Raw genomic sequence first — 17,004 nt, forward strand, 5'->3', positions numbered from 1 at the left:
GGCTGGCGTTGCCGGAGATGCTGCAGCCAGCGATTGCGATGCTTGCCCGCTCCGTTTCGCCGCCAGCGCATGGCGGCTGGGCTCAGACCTCGTCGCCGGCCAGCTTGCGTAGCGCCGGATAGTCCAGGATCTGCACCAGATGCAGCTGGGGCAGGGCGATCAGGTGCTGCTGCTTGAGCTTGGTGAAGGTGCGGCTCACCGTTTCCATGGTCAGGCCGAGATGGTCTGCGATGTCGCTGCGGCTCATCGGCAGCGCCACGGTGTCGCCGGATGCGCCCTGGCGGGTGGAGCGTGCGGCCAAACGCAGCAGGAAGTGCGCCAGCCGTTCGCTGGGTTGCAGGCGCGCCAGCAGCAGGCCGGTGTCCTGCGCTGCGGCCAGTTCCATGCCAGCACGCTGTAACAACTTGCGTTCCAGGCTTGGGTAGCGCTCGCGGAGCTGACGCATCTGCGCCAACGGCGTGCGGCAGACCCGGCTGTCGATGATGGCTTCGATATCGTGGCGATGGTGGCTGGTTTCGGTGAGCCCGACATAGTCGCCGGGCAGCACGAAGCCGGTGATCTGGCGTCGCCCATCGGCCAGGGTGCGCACCATGCGCAGCGCCCCGGAAGTCACGGTGTAGACGTGGTGGCGCGCCTCGCCGGCCCGCACCAGCGCGCTGCCGGTGGCATAGGCCTGCGCGCTGGTGGCCTGGTCCAGCGCGGCCATCTCTTGCTCCGAGAGCGCCGCGCAGATCGCCCGGCCGCGTACCGCACACAAAGCGCATTCGGAGTCACGGGCGGTGGCGCCAGTGGCCTCGGCCGGGGCCGGGCAGGTCACGCTGGGGTCTGGAAGCTGCCGGTACATGGGCCACGCACTGCTGGGACGCGGCGAATGATACGCCATGCGGTCAGCACGGCCGCCCAGCCGGTAGAATTGCGCGTTCGCCCCACTCGATACGCAGGAGTTTCGCTCGTGATCAAGCCCCGTACGCCGCCCGGCATCATGGAATTGCTGCCGCGCGAGCAGATCGCGTTCCAGCGCATGCTGGACGTCATCCGCCGCAACTACGAGCGGTTCGGGTTCCTGCCGGTGGAAACCCCGGTGTTCGAGCTCTCCGATGTGCTGCTGACCAAATCCGGCGGCGAAACCGAGCGCCAGGTGTATTTCGTGCAGTCCACCGGCGCGCTGGCCAATGCCGCCGCGGCTGCCGACGAGGGTGCCGAAAGTGGCGGCCTGCCGGAGCTGGCGCTGCGCTTCGACCTGACCGTGCCACTGGCCCGCTATGTGGCCGAGCACGAGCACGAGTTGAGCTTTCCGTTCCGCCGTTACCAGATGCAGCGCGTGTACCGCGGCGAACGCGCCCAGCGTGGCCGCTTCCGCGAGTTCTACCAGTGCGACATCGACGTGATCGGCAAGGATGCGCTGAGCATCCGCTACGACGCCGAAGTGCTGGCGGTGATTCACGCGGTGTTCGCCGAGCTGGGAATTGGCGATTTCAAGGTGCAGTTGAACAACCGCAAGCTGCTGCGCGGCTTTTTCGAAAGCCTGGGCGTGGCCGAGGGCGAGCTGCAGCTGGCGGTGCTGCGCGAGGTCGACAAGATCGACAAGCGCGGCGCCGAGTACGTGCGCGACACCTTGGCCGGCGAAGGCTTCGGCATTGCGGCCGCGCAGGTGGACAAGATTCTGGCCTTCGTGGCGGTGCGCTCCAACGGGCATGCCGATGCGCTGGCACAGTTGCAGGCGCTGGAGGCCTCGGTGGGCGCGAGCGCAACGCTGGGCGAAGGCATTGCCGAGTTGCGTGAGGTGCTGGAACTGGTCAAGGCGCTGGGCGTGCCCGAGACCGCCTACTGCCTGAATTTCTCGATCGCGCGCGGGCTGGATTACTACACTGGCACCGTCTACGAGACCACGCTGACCGATCACCCGCAGATCGGCTCGATCTGCTCGGGCGGCCGTTACGAAAACCTGGCCAGCCACTACACCAAGTCCAAGCTGCCGGGCGTGGGCATTTCCATTGGCCTGACGCGGTTGTTCTGGCAGCTGCGCGAGGCCGGCCTGATTGCCGGGATCGCCGAGAGCAGTGTGCACGCGATGGTGGCGCTGATGGACGAGTCGCGCCTGGATGATGCGCTGGATATCGCGCGCCGGCTGCGCATCGGTGGCATTAACACCGAGGTGCAGATGGAGCCAAAGAAGGTCGGCAAGCAGTTCCAGTACGCCGCGCGTGCGGGCATCCGCTTCGTGGTGCTGGCCGGCGACGACGAACTGGCGCGTGGCGTGGTGGCGGTGAAGGACCTGGTGCGCGAGCAGCAGTTCGACGTGGCCCGTGACGAGCTGGCCAGCACGTTGCAGGTGGAGCTGGAGCAGGCCAAGGCGATGCTGGTGTCGGGGATCGCGGCGAACTGATCGCGCCCATTGCACGGGCGTTGCGGGCAGCTGGCCGGAGCGATCTGGCCGGCTGCTTTCGTTTTCGGGGCAGGATGCGTGGCGGTGGCGGTGGCGCTGCGGTAGCGATACCAGGGCGCGTCCGTGCAGGGCGCTCTGCATGAACGCCGCAAGTTCGCCCGCTTGTCCTCATGGCCCTGTTTGCGCTAATGTACTAACACGCTATTACATTAACGCGATGAAACAACGACCTGCTCCCCGCGAAAGTACCGATGTCGCCGCCTCGCTGAAGATGCTGTCCGAGGCGTTGGCGTGCCTGGAGGCGCCCGGCGCCGTCGAGGCCTTCCTGCGTGACCTGTGCACGCCGGCCGAACTCGAAGCCATGTCCGACCGCTGGCGGGTGGTGCCGTTGCTGGTCAAGGGCGTGCCGTATCGCGAGATTCATGACCTGACCCAGGTCAGCGTCACCACCATCGGGCGTGTCGCGCGCACCCTGGAACACGGCGCCGGCGGCTATGCCGCGGCCCTGCGCGAGCAATCGTCGCGCCCTGTCGAATCCCACTGAGAGAACAAGATGAGTGCTTCCACGGCAGCACCGGCACGTGACCGGTTGCGCATTGCCATCCAGAAAAACGGCCGCCTGGCCGAGCCGGCGCGCAGCCTGCTGGCCGCCTGCGGGCTGAGCTGGCGGCAGAGCCGCGACAAATTGTTCTGCTACGGCGAATCGCTGCCGGTGGATCTGCTGCTGGTGCGCGACGACGACATCCCGGGCCTGATCGCCGATGGCGTCTGCGACCTGGGCATCGTGGGCCAGAACGAGCTGGACGAGCAGGCATCGGCGCGTCGTCGCGCTGGCCTGCCGGCCGCGTATCACGCCGTGCGCGGCGTCGGTTTCGGCCAGTGTCGGCTGATGCTGGCGGTACCGGAAGAATGGGACTGGCAGGGCGTGGCGCAGCTGGCGGGCAAGCGCATCGCCACCAGCTACCCGGCGATCCTGGCCGATTGGCTGGAGCGCCAGGGCATCGACGCATCGGTGGTCGAGCTCTCCGGCTCGGTGGAAATCGCGCCGCGCCTGGGCACGGCCGATCTGATCTGCGACCTGGTCTCCAGCGGCGCGACGCTAGCCGCCAACCAACTCAAGCCGGTCGAGCTGGTGATGGAAAGCGAGGCGGTGCTGGCCGGTGCCGTGCGCGAGCCAGCCGATGCGCGCGCGGCGCTGCTGGCGATGCTGCTGCGGCGCATGGATGGCGTGCTCAAGCTGCGCGACAGCAAGCTGCTGATGTTCCGCGCCGAGCAAGGCAACGTGGATGCGCTGCGCCGCTTGCTGCCCGATGCCGACCCGCTGGTGCAGTTGCCCGACGACGGCAATGGCGCCTTGCGCCTGCAGACCATGTGCCACGGCGCGGTGACCTGGCAACGCCTGGAAGAATTGGAACGCGCAGGTGCGCAAGGCTTGATGGTATTGACGGTGGAGCGCTCGCTCGCATGAACACGCTTGATTGGACCCAACTCACTGCAGACGCACGCACCCAGGCGTTGACGCGCCCGGTGCAGACCGTCGCCACGCAGACACGCGAGGCGGTCGCCACCCTGATCGCCGATGTGCGTGCACGTGGCGATGTGGCGCTGCGCGAGATCACCGCACGCTTCGACGGCGTCACGCTGGAGAGCTTTGCGGTCAGCGATGCCGAATTTGCCGCGGCAGATGCCGCCATCGCGCCGGAACTGCGCCAGGCGATGCAGGACGCCGTGGCGCGCATCGACACCTTTCACCGCGCCGGCATGAGCGAAGGCTATGCGGTGGAAACCGCACCTGGCGTGGTCTGCGAAAAGATCGTGCGCCCGATCGGCCGCGTGGGCCTATACGTGCCGGCCGGCAGCGCGCCGTTGCCGTCCACCGCCTTGATGCTGGGCGTGCCGGCGCGGCTGGCTGGCTGCCGCGAAGTGGTGCTGTGCACGCCGCCGCGCAAGGATGGCAGTGTCGACCCGGCGGTGCTGGTGGCCGCGCAACTCACCGGCGTGCGCCGAGTATTCAAGCTCGGTGGCGCGCAGGCGATTGCGGCAATGGCCTATGGCACCGACTCCATTCCCAGCTGCGACAAATTGTTCGGCCCGGGCAACAGCTTCGTTACCGAAGCCAAGCAGCAGGTGGCGCAATCCGGCGCGGCCGCGATCGACATGCCGGCCGGCCCGTCCGAGGTGCTGGTGATTGCCGATGCCGGCGCGCAACCGGCATTTGTCGCGGCCGATCTGTTGTCGCAGGCCGAACATGGCCCGGATTCGCAGGTGCTGCTGTTGTCCGACAGCGATGCATTGATTACCGCAGTGCAGGAGCAACTGGACCTGCAACTGGCGCAACTCTCGCGCGCCGACATCGCGCGCCAAGCGTTGGCGCAGTCGCGGTTGATCAAGGTGGCGAAGTTGCAGGAGGCGTTCGAGATCAGCAACCGCTATGCACCCGAGCACCTGATCCTGGCCTTGCGCGAGCCGCGTGCGTGGCTCGCGCAGGTGGAGGCTGCCGGCTCGGTGTTCCTCGGCGACTACACGCCCGAAGCACTGGGCGATTACTGCAGCGGCACCAACCATGTGTTGCCGACCAGCGGTGCGGCGCGTGCCTACAGCGGCGTAAGCGTGGCCAGCTTCCAGAACATGGTGAGCGTGCAGGCGGCGAGCAAGGCCGGTATCGATGGAATCGGCGCATGCGCATTGATTCTGGCGCGCGCCGAGGGCCTGGATGCGCATGCCAACGCGGTGGCGCTGCGCATGGGAGTGGCCGCATGAGCACGGCATCGGTAATGGATCTGGTGCGTGACGATCTGCGCGCATTTGCAGGTTATGCGTCGGCGCGCACGAGTGCGTTGCAGGGCGATGTGTGGCTCAACGCCAACGAGTCGGCCTGGGGAAATCCGGCCGATCCCGACGCCAGCACGCGTCGCTATCCTGATCCGCAGCCCAAGGGCCTGCGTGCTGCGCTGGCGCAGCTGTACGGCTGTGCGCCCGAGCAATTGCTGATCGGCCGCGGCAGCGACGAGGCCATCGATCTGCTGGTGCGTGGCCTGTGCGTGCCCGAGCGCGATGCGGTGGTGGTCACGCCGCCGGTGTTCGGCATGTATGCGGTGTGCGCGCGCCTGCAGAACGCGCCGTTGGTTGAAGTGCCGCTGGTCGATGGGGCGGACGGTTTCCATGCCGATGTGCTGGCGATCGTGCAGGCTGCGCTGGACGCCAAGGCCAAGCTGGTGTTCCTGTGCTCGCCGTCCAATCCGGCCGGCTCGGCGATCCCGCTGGCCGAGATCGAAGCTGCCTTGCAGGCGCTGCAGGGCAAGGCGCTGGTGGTGGTGGATGAAGCCTATGGCGAATTCTCCGATGTGCCCTCGGCCATTGGCCTGCTTGCGCGCTACGACAATCTGGCGGTGTTGCGCACCTTGTCCAAGGCGCACGCGCTGGCCGCTGCGCGCATCGGCAGCCTGATCGCCAACGCTGAGTTGATCGCGTTGTTGCGCCGTTGCCAGGCGCCGTATCCGGTGCCCACGCCATGCGCGGTGATGGCCGAGCAGGCCTTGTCTGCACCTGCGCTGGCAGTGACGCAGCGGCGGGTGACCGACATCCGTGCCGAGCGCGCACGCCTGCATGCCGCGCTGGTGCAGGTGGCCGGCGTGCGCCAGGTCTACCCCTCGCAGGGCAACTTCCTGCTGGTGCGTTTCGACGACGCCGAAGCAGCGTTCCAGGCGCTGCTCGAAGCGGGTGTGGTGGTGCGTGATCAACGCGCGGTGCCGCGCCTGTCCGATGCACTGCGCATCACCATCGGCACGCCCGAACAGAACGACCGTGTGCTGGGCGCGTTGCAGCGCAAGCAGGAGGCCGCATGACCCCGATTCTTTTCGTCGACCGCGATGGCACGCTGATCACCGAGCCAGCCGATTTCCAGATCGACGCCTACGAAAAGCTGCGCTTTGTCGACGGCGTGATTCCGGCCATGCTCAAACTGCGCGATGCCGGCTACCAGTTTGTCATCGTCAGCAACCAGGACGGTCTGGGCAGCGAGAGCTATCCGCAAGCATCCTTCGATGGCCCCAACAACCTGATGCTGCAGATCTTCGCCAGCCAGGGCATCGTGTTCCGCGAAGTGCTGATCGACTGCAGCTGGCCGGCCGACAACGCGCCGACGCGCAAGCCGGGCGTTGGTCTGATGGTGCCGTACCTGCAGGACCGCACCATCGACTGGAGCCGTTCGGCGATGGTGGGCGACCGCATCACCGACATCCAGTTCGCGCAGAACCTCAACATCCGCGGGTTCCAGCTGCGTACCGAGCAGTTCGGCGGCGATTGGGACTGGGCCGGCATCGCGCACGAACTGGCCGATGCGCCGCGCCGCGCGGTGGTGCAGCGCAATACCAAGGAAACCCGCATCCGCGTGGAGCTCGACCTGGATCGCGTGGCCGAACCGCACACCGCCACCGGGCTGCCGTTCTTCGATCACATGCTCGAGCAGATCGGCAAGCACGGCGGCTTTGCGCTGGATATCCGCGCCGAAGGTGACCTGCACATCGATGAGCACCACACCATCGAAGACACCGGCTTGGCGCTGGGGCAGGCCTTGCGCGAAGCCTTGGGCGACAAGCGCGGTATTGGCCGCTATGGCTTTGATCCGGTCGACAGCCCATGGCGCGTGGCCGGTGATACCGCACAGCACGGCTTCACCTTGCCGATGGACGAAACCATCGCCAGTGCCGCGCTGGATTTCAGTGGCCGGCCGTACTTCGTGTTTGACGGCGACTTCAAACGCGAGCGCGTTGGCGACATGCCCACCGAGCTGGTGCCGCACTTCTTCCGTTCGGTGTGCGATGCATCCGGATTGAATCTGCATCTGCACGTGCGCGGCGAGAACGATCACCACAAGGTGGAAGGCTGCTTCAAGGCATTGGCGCGTGCACTGCGCCAGGCGATCCGTCGCGAGGGCACCGCGTTGCCATCCACCAAGGGGGCGCTATGACCGACCTCGCGCTCATCGACGCCGGCGGTGCCAATCTGGGCTCGGTGCGCTATGCGCTGGAACGCCTGGGCGTGGAAGCGCGCGTGGTGCGTGATGCGCAGGGCCTGCAGGGCGCCGAGCGCGTCATCCTGCCGGGCGTGGGCGCAGCGCCGGAGGCCATGGCGCGCCTGCGTGCGCAGGGCCTGATTGAACCGCTACAGCAGTTGCAGGTGCCGCTGATCGGTATTTGCCTGGGCATGCAGCTGTTGTTCGAGCATTCCGAAGAAGGCGATGTGGACTGCCTGGGAGTGCTGCCGGGCATCGTGCGGCACATGACGCCGGCGCTTGGCATCCGCGTACCGCACATGGGCTGGAACCAGCTGGTGCCGATGCGTGACTCTGCGCTGCTTGCTGGGTTGCCGGAGCGTGCCAGCGCCTATTTCGTGCATGGCTATGCCGCGCCAGTCACAGCCGACACTGTCGCCGCCTGCGATCACGGTGGGCTGTTCACCGCGGTGGTGCAGAGCGGCTTGCGCTGCGGCGCGCAATTCCATCCCGAGCGTTCCGCCGACACCGGCGCGCGCATCCTGCGCAATTTTCTTGAGATGAGCTTCCCATGAGTTTCACCGTTTACCCCGCGCTGGACATCCGCGACGGCCGTGTGGTGCGGCTGCTGCAAGGCGATTACGCCCGCGAAACCCGCTACGGCGACGATGTGCTGCCGCGTGCGCAGGCGTTTGCCGACGCTGGTGCGCAGTGGATGCATCTGGTGGATCTGGATGCGGCCCAGGCGGGCGGCTACACCTTGGCCCCGCTGCTCGGTCAGATCAGCCGACAGACCGGCCTGCAGGTGCAGACCGGTGGCGGTGTGCGCTCGCGCGAGGACGTGGCGCGGATTCTCGATGCCGGCGCTGCGCGCGTGGTGGTGGGCTCGCTGGCCGTGCGCGACAGCGCCACGGTGATTGGCTGGCTGCAGGAATTCGGCACCGATCGGCTGACCATCGCGCTGGATACACGCCAGGACGCAGCTGACGTATGGCAACTTCCCGTGCATGGCTGGACCGAAACCGCCGAGGCCACGCTGGATCAACTGGCCACGCAGTACGCGCAGGCCGGTCTGCAGCATCTGTTGTGCACCGACATCGCGCGTGACGGCATGCTGTCCGGCCCCAACATGGGCTTGTATGCGCATCTGCGCGCACTGGCGCCGCAGTTGCAGGTGCAGGTCTCCGGTGGCGCGCGCAATCTGGCCGACGTGGCCGCGGCCAAGGCGGCCGGGTGTGCCGGCATCGTGCTCGGCAAGGCGCTGTTGGAAGGTCATCTGGATCTGAAGGACGCACTGGCATGCTGAGCCGTCGCATCATTCCCTGCCTGGACGTGCGCGATGGCCGCGTGGTCAAGGGCGTCAAGTTCCGCGACCACATCGACATGGGCGACATCGTCGAGTTGGCGATGCGCTACCGCGACCAGGGCGCGGACGAGTTGGTGTTCTACGACATTGGCGCCAGCCCGGAAGGGCGTTCGGTGGACTATGCGTGGGTCGAGCGCGTTGCGCGCCTGATCGACATCCCGTTCTGCGTGGCTGGCGGCATCCGCGATGTAGACACCGCACGTGCGGTGCTGCATGCCGGCGCCGACAAGATTTCCATCAACTCGCCGGCATTGGGGCGGCCGCAGCTGATCTCCGAGCTGGCCGACGCCTTCGGCGTGCAATGCGTGGTGGTCGGCATCGACTCGATCCGCGAAGAGGACGGGCAGTGGCGCGTCCGCCGCTACACCGGCGACCCCAGCAAGACCCAGGCGCTGCCGATGCGCACGCTGGACTGGGTGGCCGAGGCGCAGCGCCTGGGCGCAGGCGAGATCGTGCTCAATTGCATGGATAACGACGGGGTCCGGCATGGCTACGACATCGCGCAGCTGCGCCAGGTGCGCGCGTTGTGCCGAGTGCCGCTGATTGCGTCTGGCGGCGCGGGCGAGATGCAGCACTTTGCCGACGTGTTCGACCAGGCCGATGCCGATGGGGCGCTGGCGGCCAGTGTCTTCCATAGCGGTGCGATTCCGATTCCGGAACTCAAGCGCTTCCTGCGCGCGCAACAGATCGAGGTACGTGATGGGCAGTGAGACGACGGCAGCCGGCGATGTGCTCGATGCGCTGGACTGGAACAAAGGCGACGGCTTGTTGCCGGTGATCGTGCAGGATGCCGACAACCTGCGCGTGCTGATGCTGGGCTACATGAATGCCGAGGCGCTTGCAGTGACGCGTGCGCGTGGCGAGGTCACTTTTTTCAGCCGCAGCAAGCAGCGGCTGTGGACCAAGGGCGAGAGCTCGGGGAATGTGCTGCGCGTGGTCGCGATCGAAACCGATTGCGACGCGGACACCTTGCTGGTGCAGGCGCGTCCGCACGGCCCGACCTGTCACCTGGGCCGGACCAGTTGCTTTTCGACCGCGCCCGGCCAGTTCCTCGGCAGCCTGGACGCCTTGATCGCCGAGCGCGAGCGCGAGCGCCCGCATGGCAGCTACACCACCAAGTTGTTTGAGCAAGGCATTCGACGCATTGCGCAGAAGGTGGGCGAGGAGGGTGTGGAAACCGCGCTGGCCGGGGTGGTGCAGGGCGACGCCGAGTTGCTGGGCGAATCCGCCGACCTGCTGTACCACCTGATCGTGCTGCTGCGCGCACGCGGGCTGGGCCTGGGCGATGCAGTGGCGCTGCTGGAATCGCGGCACACGTAATCGCTCACCAGCGCATCTCGTGGGAGCGCGCTTGCGCGCGATGGGCGTTATCGATAACGCCTCATCGCGCGCAAGCGCGCTCCTACGTAAAGCGGGACTGCCACAGACCTTATCGCAGCCAGGCGCATCGTCGCTGCGCAGCGCCTCATGTTACTGCGCACAACTGGGCCTGGGCGCCGTTGGAATCGCGGCACAAGTTAGTTGCGACGCGGAGAATGCATCTCGTAGGAGCGCGCTTGCGCGCATGGGCTTCACCGATAACGCCACATCGCGCGCAAGCGCGCTCCTACGCACTACGGCTCGGGCCTCCTATCGCGCAGACGCACGCGTCCACGCGTCGCGATCACCCACCCGGCACTGCGGTGAGCCAGCCAGGCCCCGCTACAATTACGGCTGGTCATCGCAGGAACACCCATGCAGCTTCGTTTCGCTCTCCTGGCCCTGGGCCTGCTCGCAGGCACTGCGCATGCACGCGATGTCGTGGTCGATGGCGTGGTGTTCGAAGAGCGCGACGGCAGGCCGGGGCGGGGCCGTGATGAGCCTGGTCTTGCCGATGTCATCGTCTCCAATGGGCAGCAGCTGGTGCGGACCGACGCGCAGGGCCGCTACCGTCTGCCGGTGCGCGAGGGCCAGACCGTGTTTGTGATCAAGCCGGGCGATCGCAGTTTCGTTCCCAATGCCGATGGCCTGCCCGGGTTCTGGCGCCATTACGCGCCCAAGGGCTCGCCCAAGCGCAAATACAGCGGCATCGCTGCCACTGGCACCAACACCCGCAACTGGGATTTCGCACTGACCCCGCGCGTCGCTGCACAGGCAAGCGGCTTCCAGATGCTGGTGTTTGCCGACAGCCAGACCGCCAGCCTGGCCGATGTGGACTACTACCGCCGCGATATCGTCTCGCCCATCGTCGGCAAGGTCCCCGCGCGCCTGGGCACCACGCTCGGCGATATCGTCAGCGACGACCTGAGCCTGTACCCGGCCTTGAACAAGGTCACCACGCAGCTGGGCGTGCCGTGGTTCCATGTGCCGGGCAACCACGACCTCAACTTCGATGCGCGCGATGACCTGCAATCACTGGACAGCTGGCGTGCGATCTATGGCCCGGACACCTACGCGGTGGAGGAGGCCAACGCGAGCTTCGTGTTTCTGGACGATGTGATCTACACGCCGGGCGCCAAGCCGGCGTACGTCGGCGGCCTGCGTGAGGATCAATTCGCCTTCCTGCAGGCCTACCTGGCGCAGCTGCCGCGCGAGCGCGTGGTGGTGCTGGGCCTGCATATCCCATTGTTCGATGCCGCGCCCGGGCAGGAGACGTTTCGCCATGCCGATCGGCGTCGCCTGTTTGCGTTGCTCAAGGACTTCCCGCACGTGCTGGTGCTGAGCGCACACAGCCATACCCAGCGGCAGGTGGCGCACGGCGCCGATGAAGGCTGGCAGGGCGCGCGTCCGTTGCATGAATACAACGTGGGTGCGGCTTGTGGTGCGTTCTGGTCCGGGGTCAAGGACGCCGACGGCATTCCAGATGCCACCATGAGCGATGGCACCCCGAACGGTTATGCGGTGCTGCAGGTAGCGCCGGGGGGCGACTACACGCTGGCGTATCACGCCGCGCGTGCGCCGGACGATGCACAGCTGCTGCTGAGTGCACCCAAGGTGTTGCGGCAGGGCGCGTATGCGGCCTGGGGCGTGTACGCAAACGTGTTCATGGGCGATGCGCAAACGCCGGTGGAGATGCGCATCGACGGCGGCGCCTGGCAGCCGATGAAGCGGGTGGAGCGGCCCGATCCACGCGTGCTCGCTGAGAACACGCGCGACGATGCAGCCGAACAGCTGCGGGGGTACGACCGCTCACCGGAGGCCACGCCGTCCACGCATCTATGGCGCGGCGCATTGCCGACCACGCTGGAGGTCGGCGCGCATACCGTCGATGTGCGTGCCACCTTGCCTACCGGCGTGCAAAGTGCGCGCACCACCTATCGCCTGGAGCGCGCCACGCCCTGAGTTCGGCGTGCAGGGCGCACCTCCACAAACGCGAACGCCTCCACGAGGGAGGCGTCTTGGATCCGGGCTGGCAGGCGATGGGCGCGCTGGCGGGGATCGGTGCTGGCTGGCGTGTCGCTGGCTGGCCCGGCAAGTGTAGAGATGCGCGACTGCCGGTGACGTAATGAGAATTAGTCGCAACCTTTAGCGCATCACGGCCGCTTCGGTTTCGGCGCTGCCGTGGGTTGTGGGGGCGTGGAGGGCGCAGCGTCTTTGGTGTCGGCGGGGGTGTCGCCCTGATCGGCGACCGCGTCATCCGCGGCTTCGGCAACGACTGGCGGATATGGATATGCCAGCGCCGGCCCCGGCTGGAACCCGGCACGCCAGCGCGCCAGCACGGCCCCGATATGTTTGCCGACCGACTGCTGCGGCAACGACGGCAGCTCGCCGTCCTCTTTTTCGCGTGCAGTGATCGCTACCTTGGCTGCGTCGAACGCCGCCACTGGGTCGGCCACCTGGTTCATCGCATCGATCAACCAGGCCTGGCCGAAGTAGGTGGCATTGGAGGTGTTGCCGCAGCCGAAGGAGGGGCGGTCGGCACGTGCCGCGGCGAGCACCAGCGTGGTGGCAGAGCGCAGCGCGGGGATGAAGCCGCCCGAATAACACGCCGACAGCACGATGACACGGTTGTCGATGCCGGCATCGTCCAGTGCCTTGCGCAGATCCTGCGGGCTGATGAAATCTTCTTCGTTCTGGTCCACCTGCACATACAGCGTGTGGTCTTCGGTGCCGTGCGTGGTGACGAACAGCAGCAGCGCGTCTTCCTTGCGGTCCATGCGCTTGCCGATCGCCGCGAGCGTGTCGTAGAGATTGTCGTAGGTGGCCAGCGGTGCGTACGGGCGCTCGCCGAGATTGTCAGGATGATTTACCAGCGTGACCACGCGGCCACGGGCGTCGAAGCGTTGCTCGAACAGCTGCTTGAGGTAGAGCGTTTCGTTGCGGAAGACGTCGTCGCTGGCATCGCCGGCAAAGCCCACCACATACAGATCGGTGATGCCTGGGCGTTGCGGCGCCAACTTTTTCAGGGCGCTGGCGAGCGCCGTCTGGTCTACCGGATCGACCTGCGCGGCGCTGGCGTCTTGCTGCGCCGGTAGCGCCGCGCCGGCATCCGGGTGGCAGCCGGCAACCAGGGCCACCAGTGCGGTCAGTAGCAACAACCGGCGCAACAGGGCAGATGGGCCGGATCGGGATGACTGCAACATGGAGAACGCCAGGACCGGGAAGATGCAGATGTAGCGCTTGCGCGGGCGGATAACAAGCCGAGGCGGCTGGCGTCGCATGTAGGTGCTCGGTGATCCAACGCGAAGGTGCCGCATACGGGCATTGCGGTAGGCGGGCGTCATGCTGGCTTGCATGAGCACCCGTGTTGTCGACTCAACTTACCGAGCCGCCAAGGGCGCCTGCAGCTGCGCTCTGCAGTCAATACAAGCCAGCAATCTGAAGTGGACACGCTCGCCGTGATCAACAGGCGCAAGGTCATCCCAGCTTCCGCGTACTCACGGTGCCGCCCCACGCCAACAAAACCGCGCCATCAACCGAATCGATGGCGCGTGGTCAGTTACAGCACCAACTGCGTGAAGCTTTCCACGCGCTGGTGACTGCCCACATCGTCCGCCGAACGTGGCGTGGGGTAATCGTCCAGGCGGTCGAGCAGCGCGGTGCGCATGCCGGCGCGCTTGGCGGCATCCAGTTCCTCGATCACGTCCGACAGGAACAGGATCTCCGGCGCCGGCACGCCAATGCGTTCGGCGATGCGGCGGTAGCTGGAACTCTCGCGCTTGGGACCCACCTCGGTGTCGAACCAGTCGGTCACCAGGCCGCTCAGGTCGCCGGCATCGCTATGCGCGAAGAACAGCTTCTGCGCCGGCACCGAACCGGACGAATACACGTACAGCGGAATGCCTTCGGCATGCCAGGCCTGCAGCTGGATCGCCGCGTCTGCGTAGATGTGCGCGCTGAAATCGGCGGTGCGGTAGCCGTCTTCCCAGATCATGCCCTGCAGGGCCTTGAGCGCGGTGTGCTTGCGGTCTTCGTCGATCCAGGTCTGCAAGGTGGTGATCAGCACCTCATCCGGCACGTCTTCGCCGATCTCGTCGGCCACCTGATTGAGCCAATGCCGCACCTGCGGGTGCCCGCCGTGCTCGCGCACGTAGGCGGGCATGGCGCGGCGCGCATACGGGAACAGCACGTCCTTGACGAAAGAGATGCTGCTGGTGGTGCCTTCGATATCGGTGAGGATCGCTTGCGGTCGTGTCATCGTCAGCTGGCCTTTGGAGGTTTCTCGGGGGCGTAGCGGGGGAATTGTTTGGCGATTTCGGTGCCGGTGAAGTGGCCGACCCAACCGTCCGGCTCGGTGAAGAAACGGATCGCCACGAAGTGCGGCTCCGGGCCCATGTCGAACCAATGCAACGTGCTGTCCGGCACCGCAATCAGATCATCTTTGACGCATTCGATCTCGTAGACCTGCGCGTCCACGTGCAGCGTGAACAACCCGGAGCCGGCCACGAAGAAGCGCACCTCGTCTTCCTTGTGGAAGTGCTCATCCAGGAACTTGGCACGCATTTCTTCGCGCTTGGGATTGTCTGGCGCAATGCTCACCACATCCACGGTCTTGAAGCCGCGCTCGGCGCTGATGCGGTCGATGTCGGCGCGGTAGGCGGCCATCACCTGTTCGGGCGATGCACCCGGTTCGACCGGCTGGCTGGCGTGCCAACGCTCGAAGGTGACACCAATCTTGCGCAGCTCGGTGGCGATCTGCTCACCATCGCGGCTGTCGAAGTGCGGCGTGGTCGGGTTGGAATCGGCAAAAATACGCAGTCGGCTCATGGCGGTCTGGCTCACACGTGGGGCGGGGAGGGCTTAGCGCGGACTGCGCAGCTTGAGCAGCTCGAGTTCGCAATGCAGCAGGAATTCGAATGCCTCCAGATGACGGCGTGCCTCGGCCATGTTGCGGCCCCAGGCATACAGGCCGTGTCCTTCGATGAGATACCCCCACATGCTCTGTTTGTCCAGCAAGGCCTCGACCTGCGCGGCCAGCACCTGCATGTCCTGGGTGTTGGCGAACACCGGCACGTCCACCGCGGTTTCGTGGGTGGTATTGCCCTCGAAGGCCTTGAGCAGTTCGTAGCCTTCCAGGCGGATCACGCCGCTGCCTGCATACAGGCGGGAAGCAATCGTCTGTACCGGCGAATGCGTGTGCAACACGCAGCCAATCTCCGGGAACCGTCGATACAGCTGGGTGTGCAACAGGGTTTCGGCAGACGGGCGCAACGGGCGGCCCACGGGCTGGCCATCGAAGTCCACCACCATGATGTCTTCTTCGACCAGGCGGCCCTTGTCGCGTCCGGAGACGGTGATGGCCGCGTGCTGCTCGTCCAGGCGATGGGAAAAATTACTGCTGGTGGCGGGCGTCCAGCCGGCCTGGGCCAGCTCACGGATATTGCCGATCAGCAACTGCGCCAGCTCGTGCAAACGGGCGGCGCTATAGGGCAGGGGGGCAGTGGTCGCATTCATGCGCCTATTCTACTGCCCCACCGGATTACGGTCAGGTGCAGCGCAGCAGGGGCTGTTCCTGCCGCGCTCGGATCGCGAATGGCTGACGGAATGTAACGAGCGTGCGTCTTGCAGTGAGCGCAGTGGTTTTACCAGCCGGCTCTGGTTAGATGCAGTCAGAAGCCCGGGTCAATGCTGAGTCCGTCGAGGGCGCGGTGCCCTCGCCGCTCGCGGGACACGCCGTGAACCCGTCCCTGGGGGCTCGGTGGCGGCATCCATGCCGCCACACGGTCCCGCAAGCGGCGAGGACACTGCACCGGATGGTTGGTCGGTGGCCGCTTGAACAGCCGCTTGTCGCACCTGTGTCGGATGTCGAACCAGCGCCAGCATCAAAAAACGTGCATCACGTAGGGCGCTTCGCTATGCACGCCGACCATCTCGACCGGTCCTTGCCCGCCCAGCGCCGCGGGAAATGACGCGGCATGGATGCCGTGTAAGAACCTGTTCACGATCTTTCCTGATCAGTGCAGACTATGCGGATGCGCCAAAAGACCTATCCGAGTGACATGAGCCGGGAGCAGTTCGAACACGTGCTGCCGATCCTGGAACAAGCGCGTAAGCGCACCAAGCCACGCCGTGTGGATGTGTATGAGGTGTGGTGCGCAGTGTTGTACGTGCTGCGAACCGGTTGCCAATGGCGAGCGCTCCCCAGCGACTTTCCGAAGTGGCGGACCGTGCACTCGTACTTTGCCAAGTGGAGCGAGTGCGACGATGAGGGAGTGAGCCTGCTGGAGCAGGCACTTAAAAAATCAGGTTGGCGTGGTCCGCGCCAGACAGGAGCGCAACGCCTGCACCAGGTTCTTGATCGTGGACGCGCAGAGCGTAAAGAACACGGACACAGCGGGGCAAAAGGGATATGACGCGGGCAAGAAGGTGTCGGGCATCAAGCGGCATATCGCTGTTGATACTCAGGGATTGCCCCACGCAATCGCGGTGACGACGGCGGAGGTGACCGACCGCAAAGGTGCGCTGCAGGCGTTGGAGCGCTGCCAGTCAAACTTGACGCATGTACAAAGCTTACTGTGCGACAGCGGCTACACCGGAGTACGGTTTGCCGACGGCGTGCGAGAGATTTTAGGCGAGCAGCTCACGGTGCAGATTGCCAAGCGCAGCGAACTGCACACCTTCAAGGTCATGCCCAAGCGATGGATCGTCGAGCGTAGTTTTGCTTGGCTGGAGAAGAACCGAAGGCTATGGAAGAACTGCGAGCGCAAACTCAACACCAGCCTGCAGTTCATCCATTTGGCCTTCTTGGCACTATTACTCAGAAGATCGTGAACAGGTTCTTAGAGCCGACGGGGACGTCCTCGCGGCGTGTCCTGCGATGGTGGGCGGGCAATGGTCCTT

Annotated in this window: 17 protein-coding genes; 12 read left to right on the top strand and 5 right to left on the bottom strand. The window is 65.9% G+C overall.

From position 1 onward, the window contains the following. Window positions 1-82: 82 nt before the first annotated feature. Window positions 83-706: a Crp/Fnr family transcriptional regulator gene (locus ACCQ01_RS09695; protein WP_228433417.1), complete on the bottom strand. Its 624-nt coding sequence runs from the start codon at window positions 704-706 to the stop codon at window positions 83-85. A gap of 246 nt (window positions 707-952) precedes the next feature. Here ACCQ01_RS09695 and hisS point away from each other — a divergent pair, with 246 nt between their 5' ends. From hisS to ACCQ01_RS09750, 11 genes are all read left to right on the top strand, one after another. Next, the gene (hisS, locus tag ACCQ01_RS09700; protein WP_228433415.1) at window positions 953-2,386 is read left to right on the top strand and encodes a histidine--tRNA ligase; all 1,434 of its coding nucleotides are present in this window, start codon (window positions 953-955) and stop codon (window positions 2,384-2,386) included. A 217-nt stretch (window positions 2,387-2,603) separates the two neighbouring features. Then, window positions 2,604-2,930: a YerC/YecD family TrpR-related protein gene (locus ACCQ01_RS09705; protein ID WP_011036977.1), complete on the top strand. Its 327-nt coding sequence runs from the start codon at window positions 2,604-2,606 to the stop codon at window positions 2,928-2,930. A 9-nt stretch (window positions 2,931-2,939) separates the two neighbouring features. Continuing rightward, window positions 2,940-3,854 carry an ATP phosphoribosyltransferase gene (gene hisG / locus ACCQ01_RS09710; RefSeq protein ID WP_011269813.1) on the top strand — a complete coding sequence of 305 codons (915 nt, stop codon included), beginning with the start codon at window positions 2,940-2,942 and terminating at the stop codon, window positions 3,852-3,854. Then, a complete protein-coding gene (gene hisD / locus ACCQ01_RS09715; protein WP_228433413.1) occupies window positions 3,851-5,146 on the top strand; it encodes a histidinol dehydrogenase in 1,296 nt (431 codons plus the stop codon). The genes hisG and hisD overlap by 4 nt, the downstream gene beginning before the upstream one ends. Further along, complete coding sequence (gene hisC / locus ACCQ01_RS09720; RefSeq protein WP_228433411.1) at window positions 5,143-6,231, top strand: histidinol-phosphate transaminase; 1,089 nt, start codon at window positions 5,143-5,145, stop codon at window positions 6,229-6,231. Before hisD ends, hisC begins: the two co-directional genes overlap by 4 nt. Further along, a complete protein-coding gene (gene hisB, locus ACCQ01_RS09725) occupies window positions 6,228-7,355 on the top strand; it encodes a bifunctional histidinol-phosphatase/imidazoleglycerol-phosphate dehydratase HisB (RefSeq protein ID WP_014507574.1) in 1,128 nt (375 codons plus the stop codon). The genes hisC and hisB overlap by 4 nt, the downstream gene beginning before the upstream one ends. Continuing rightward, a complete protein-coding gene (gene hisH / locus ACCQ01_RS09730; RefSeq protein ID WP_042598963.1) occupies window positions 7,352-7,954 on the top strand; it encodes an imidazole glycerol phosphate synthase subunit HisH in 603 nt (200 codons plus the stop codon). Before hisB ends, hisH begins: the two co-directional genes overlap by 4 nt. Then, window positions 7,951-8,685 (top strand): 1-(5-phosphoribosyl)-5-[(5-phosphoribosylamino)methylideneamino]imidazole-4-carboxamide isomerase, encoded by a 735-nt coding sequence (gene hisA / locus ACCQ01_RS09735; protein WP_228433409.1) that lies wholly within the window; start codon window positions 7,951-7,953, stop codon window positions 8,683-8,685. The genes hisH and hisA overlap by 4 nt, the downstream gene beginning before the upstream one ends. After that, window positions 8,679-9,455: an imidazole glycerol phosphate synthase subunit HisF gene (hisF, locus tag ACCQ01_RS09740; protein WP_042598965.1), complete on the top strand. Its 777-nt coding sequence runs from the start codon at window positions 8,679-8,681 to the stop codon at window positions 9,453-9,455. Before hisA ends, hisF begins: the two co-directional genes overlap by 7 nt. Beyond that, complete coding sequence (gene hisIE, locus ACCQ01_RS09745) at window positions 9,445-10,065, top strand: bifunctional phosphoribosyl-AMP cyclohydrolase/phosphoribosyl-ATP diphosphatase HisIE (protein WP_228433407.1); 621 nt, start codon at window positions 9,445-9,447, stop codon at window positions 10,063-10,065. Before hisF ends, hisIE begins: the two co-directional genes overlap by 11 nt. 414 nt (window positions 10,066-10,479) lie before the next feature. Then, window positions 10,480-12,066 (top strand): calcineurin-like phosphoesterase C-terminal domain-containing protein, encoded by a 1,587-nt coding sequence (locus tag ACCQ01_RS09750; RefSeq protein WP_228433404.1) that lies wholly within the window; start codon window positions 10,480-10,482, stop codon window positions 12,064-12,066. Between the two features lie 191 nt (window positions 12,067-12,257). Here ACCQ01_RS09750 and ACCQ01_RS09755 read toward each other — a convergent pair whose 3' ends face one another. The 4 genes from ACCQ01_RS09755 to ACCQ01_RS09770 form a co-directional block, all read right to left on the bottom strand. Continuing rightward, window positions 12,258-13,307 carry a C13 family peptidase gene (locus ACCQ01_RS09755; RefSeq protein ID WP_228433402.1) on the bottom strand — a complete coding sequence of 350 codons (1,050 nt, stop codon included), beginning with the start codon at window positions 13,305-13,307 and terminating at the stop codon, window positions 12,258-12,260. A 356-nt stretch (window positions 13,308-13,663) separates the two neighbouring features. Then, on the bottom strand, window positions 13,664-14,362 hold the full coding sequence (mtnC, locus tag ACCQ01_RS09760; protein WP_114998142.1) for an acireductone synthase: 699 nt from the start codon (window positions 14,360-14,362) through the stop codon (window positions 13,664-13,666). Window positions 14,363-14,364: 2 nt separating this feature from the next. Further along, the gene (locus ACCQ01_RS09765; protein WP_011036989.1) at window positions 14,365-14,931 is read right to left on the bottom strand and encodes a 1,2-dihydroxy-3-keto-5-methylthiopentene dioxygenase; all 567 of its coding nucleotides are present in this window, start codon (window positions 14,929-14,931) and stop codon (window positions 14,365-14,367) included. Between the two features lie 33 nt (window positions 14,932-14,964). Further along, entirely contained in the window at window positions 14,965-15,618 is a 654-nt protein-coding gene (locus tag ACCQ01_RS09770; RefSeq protein ID WP_011036990.1) for a methylthioribulose 1-phosphate dehydratase, read from the bottom strand. Window positions 15,619-16,136: 518 nt separating this feature from the next. On the opposite strand from ACCQ01_RS09770, the gene ACCQ01_RS09775 reads away from it, so the two are divergent. Next, window positions 16,137-16,935, top strand: a protein-coding gene (locus tag ACCQ01_RS09775) for an IS5 family transposase (RefSeq protein WP_228433400.1) whose coding sequence is annotated in 2 segments (ribosomal slippage) — window positions 16,137-16,408 and window positions 16,407-16,935 — 801 coding nt in all. Because the reading frame shifts where the segments join, the coding sequence is not laid out codon by codon here. The last annotated feature ends 69 nt before the right edge of the window (window positions 16,936-17,004 follow it).

Origin of the sequence: Xanthomonas sp. NCPPB 4037, from assembly GCF_041475695.2 — a bacterium.
Classification (GTDB): Bacteria; Pseudomonadota; Gammaproteobacteria; order Xanthomonadales; family Xanthomonadaceae; genus Xanthomonas; species Xanthomonas campestris.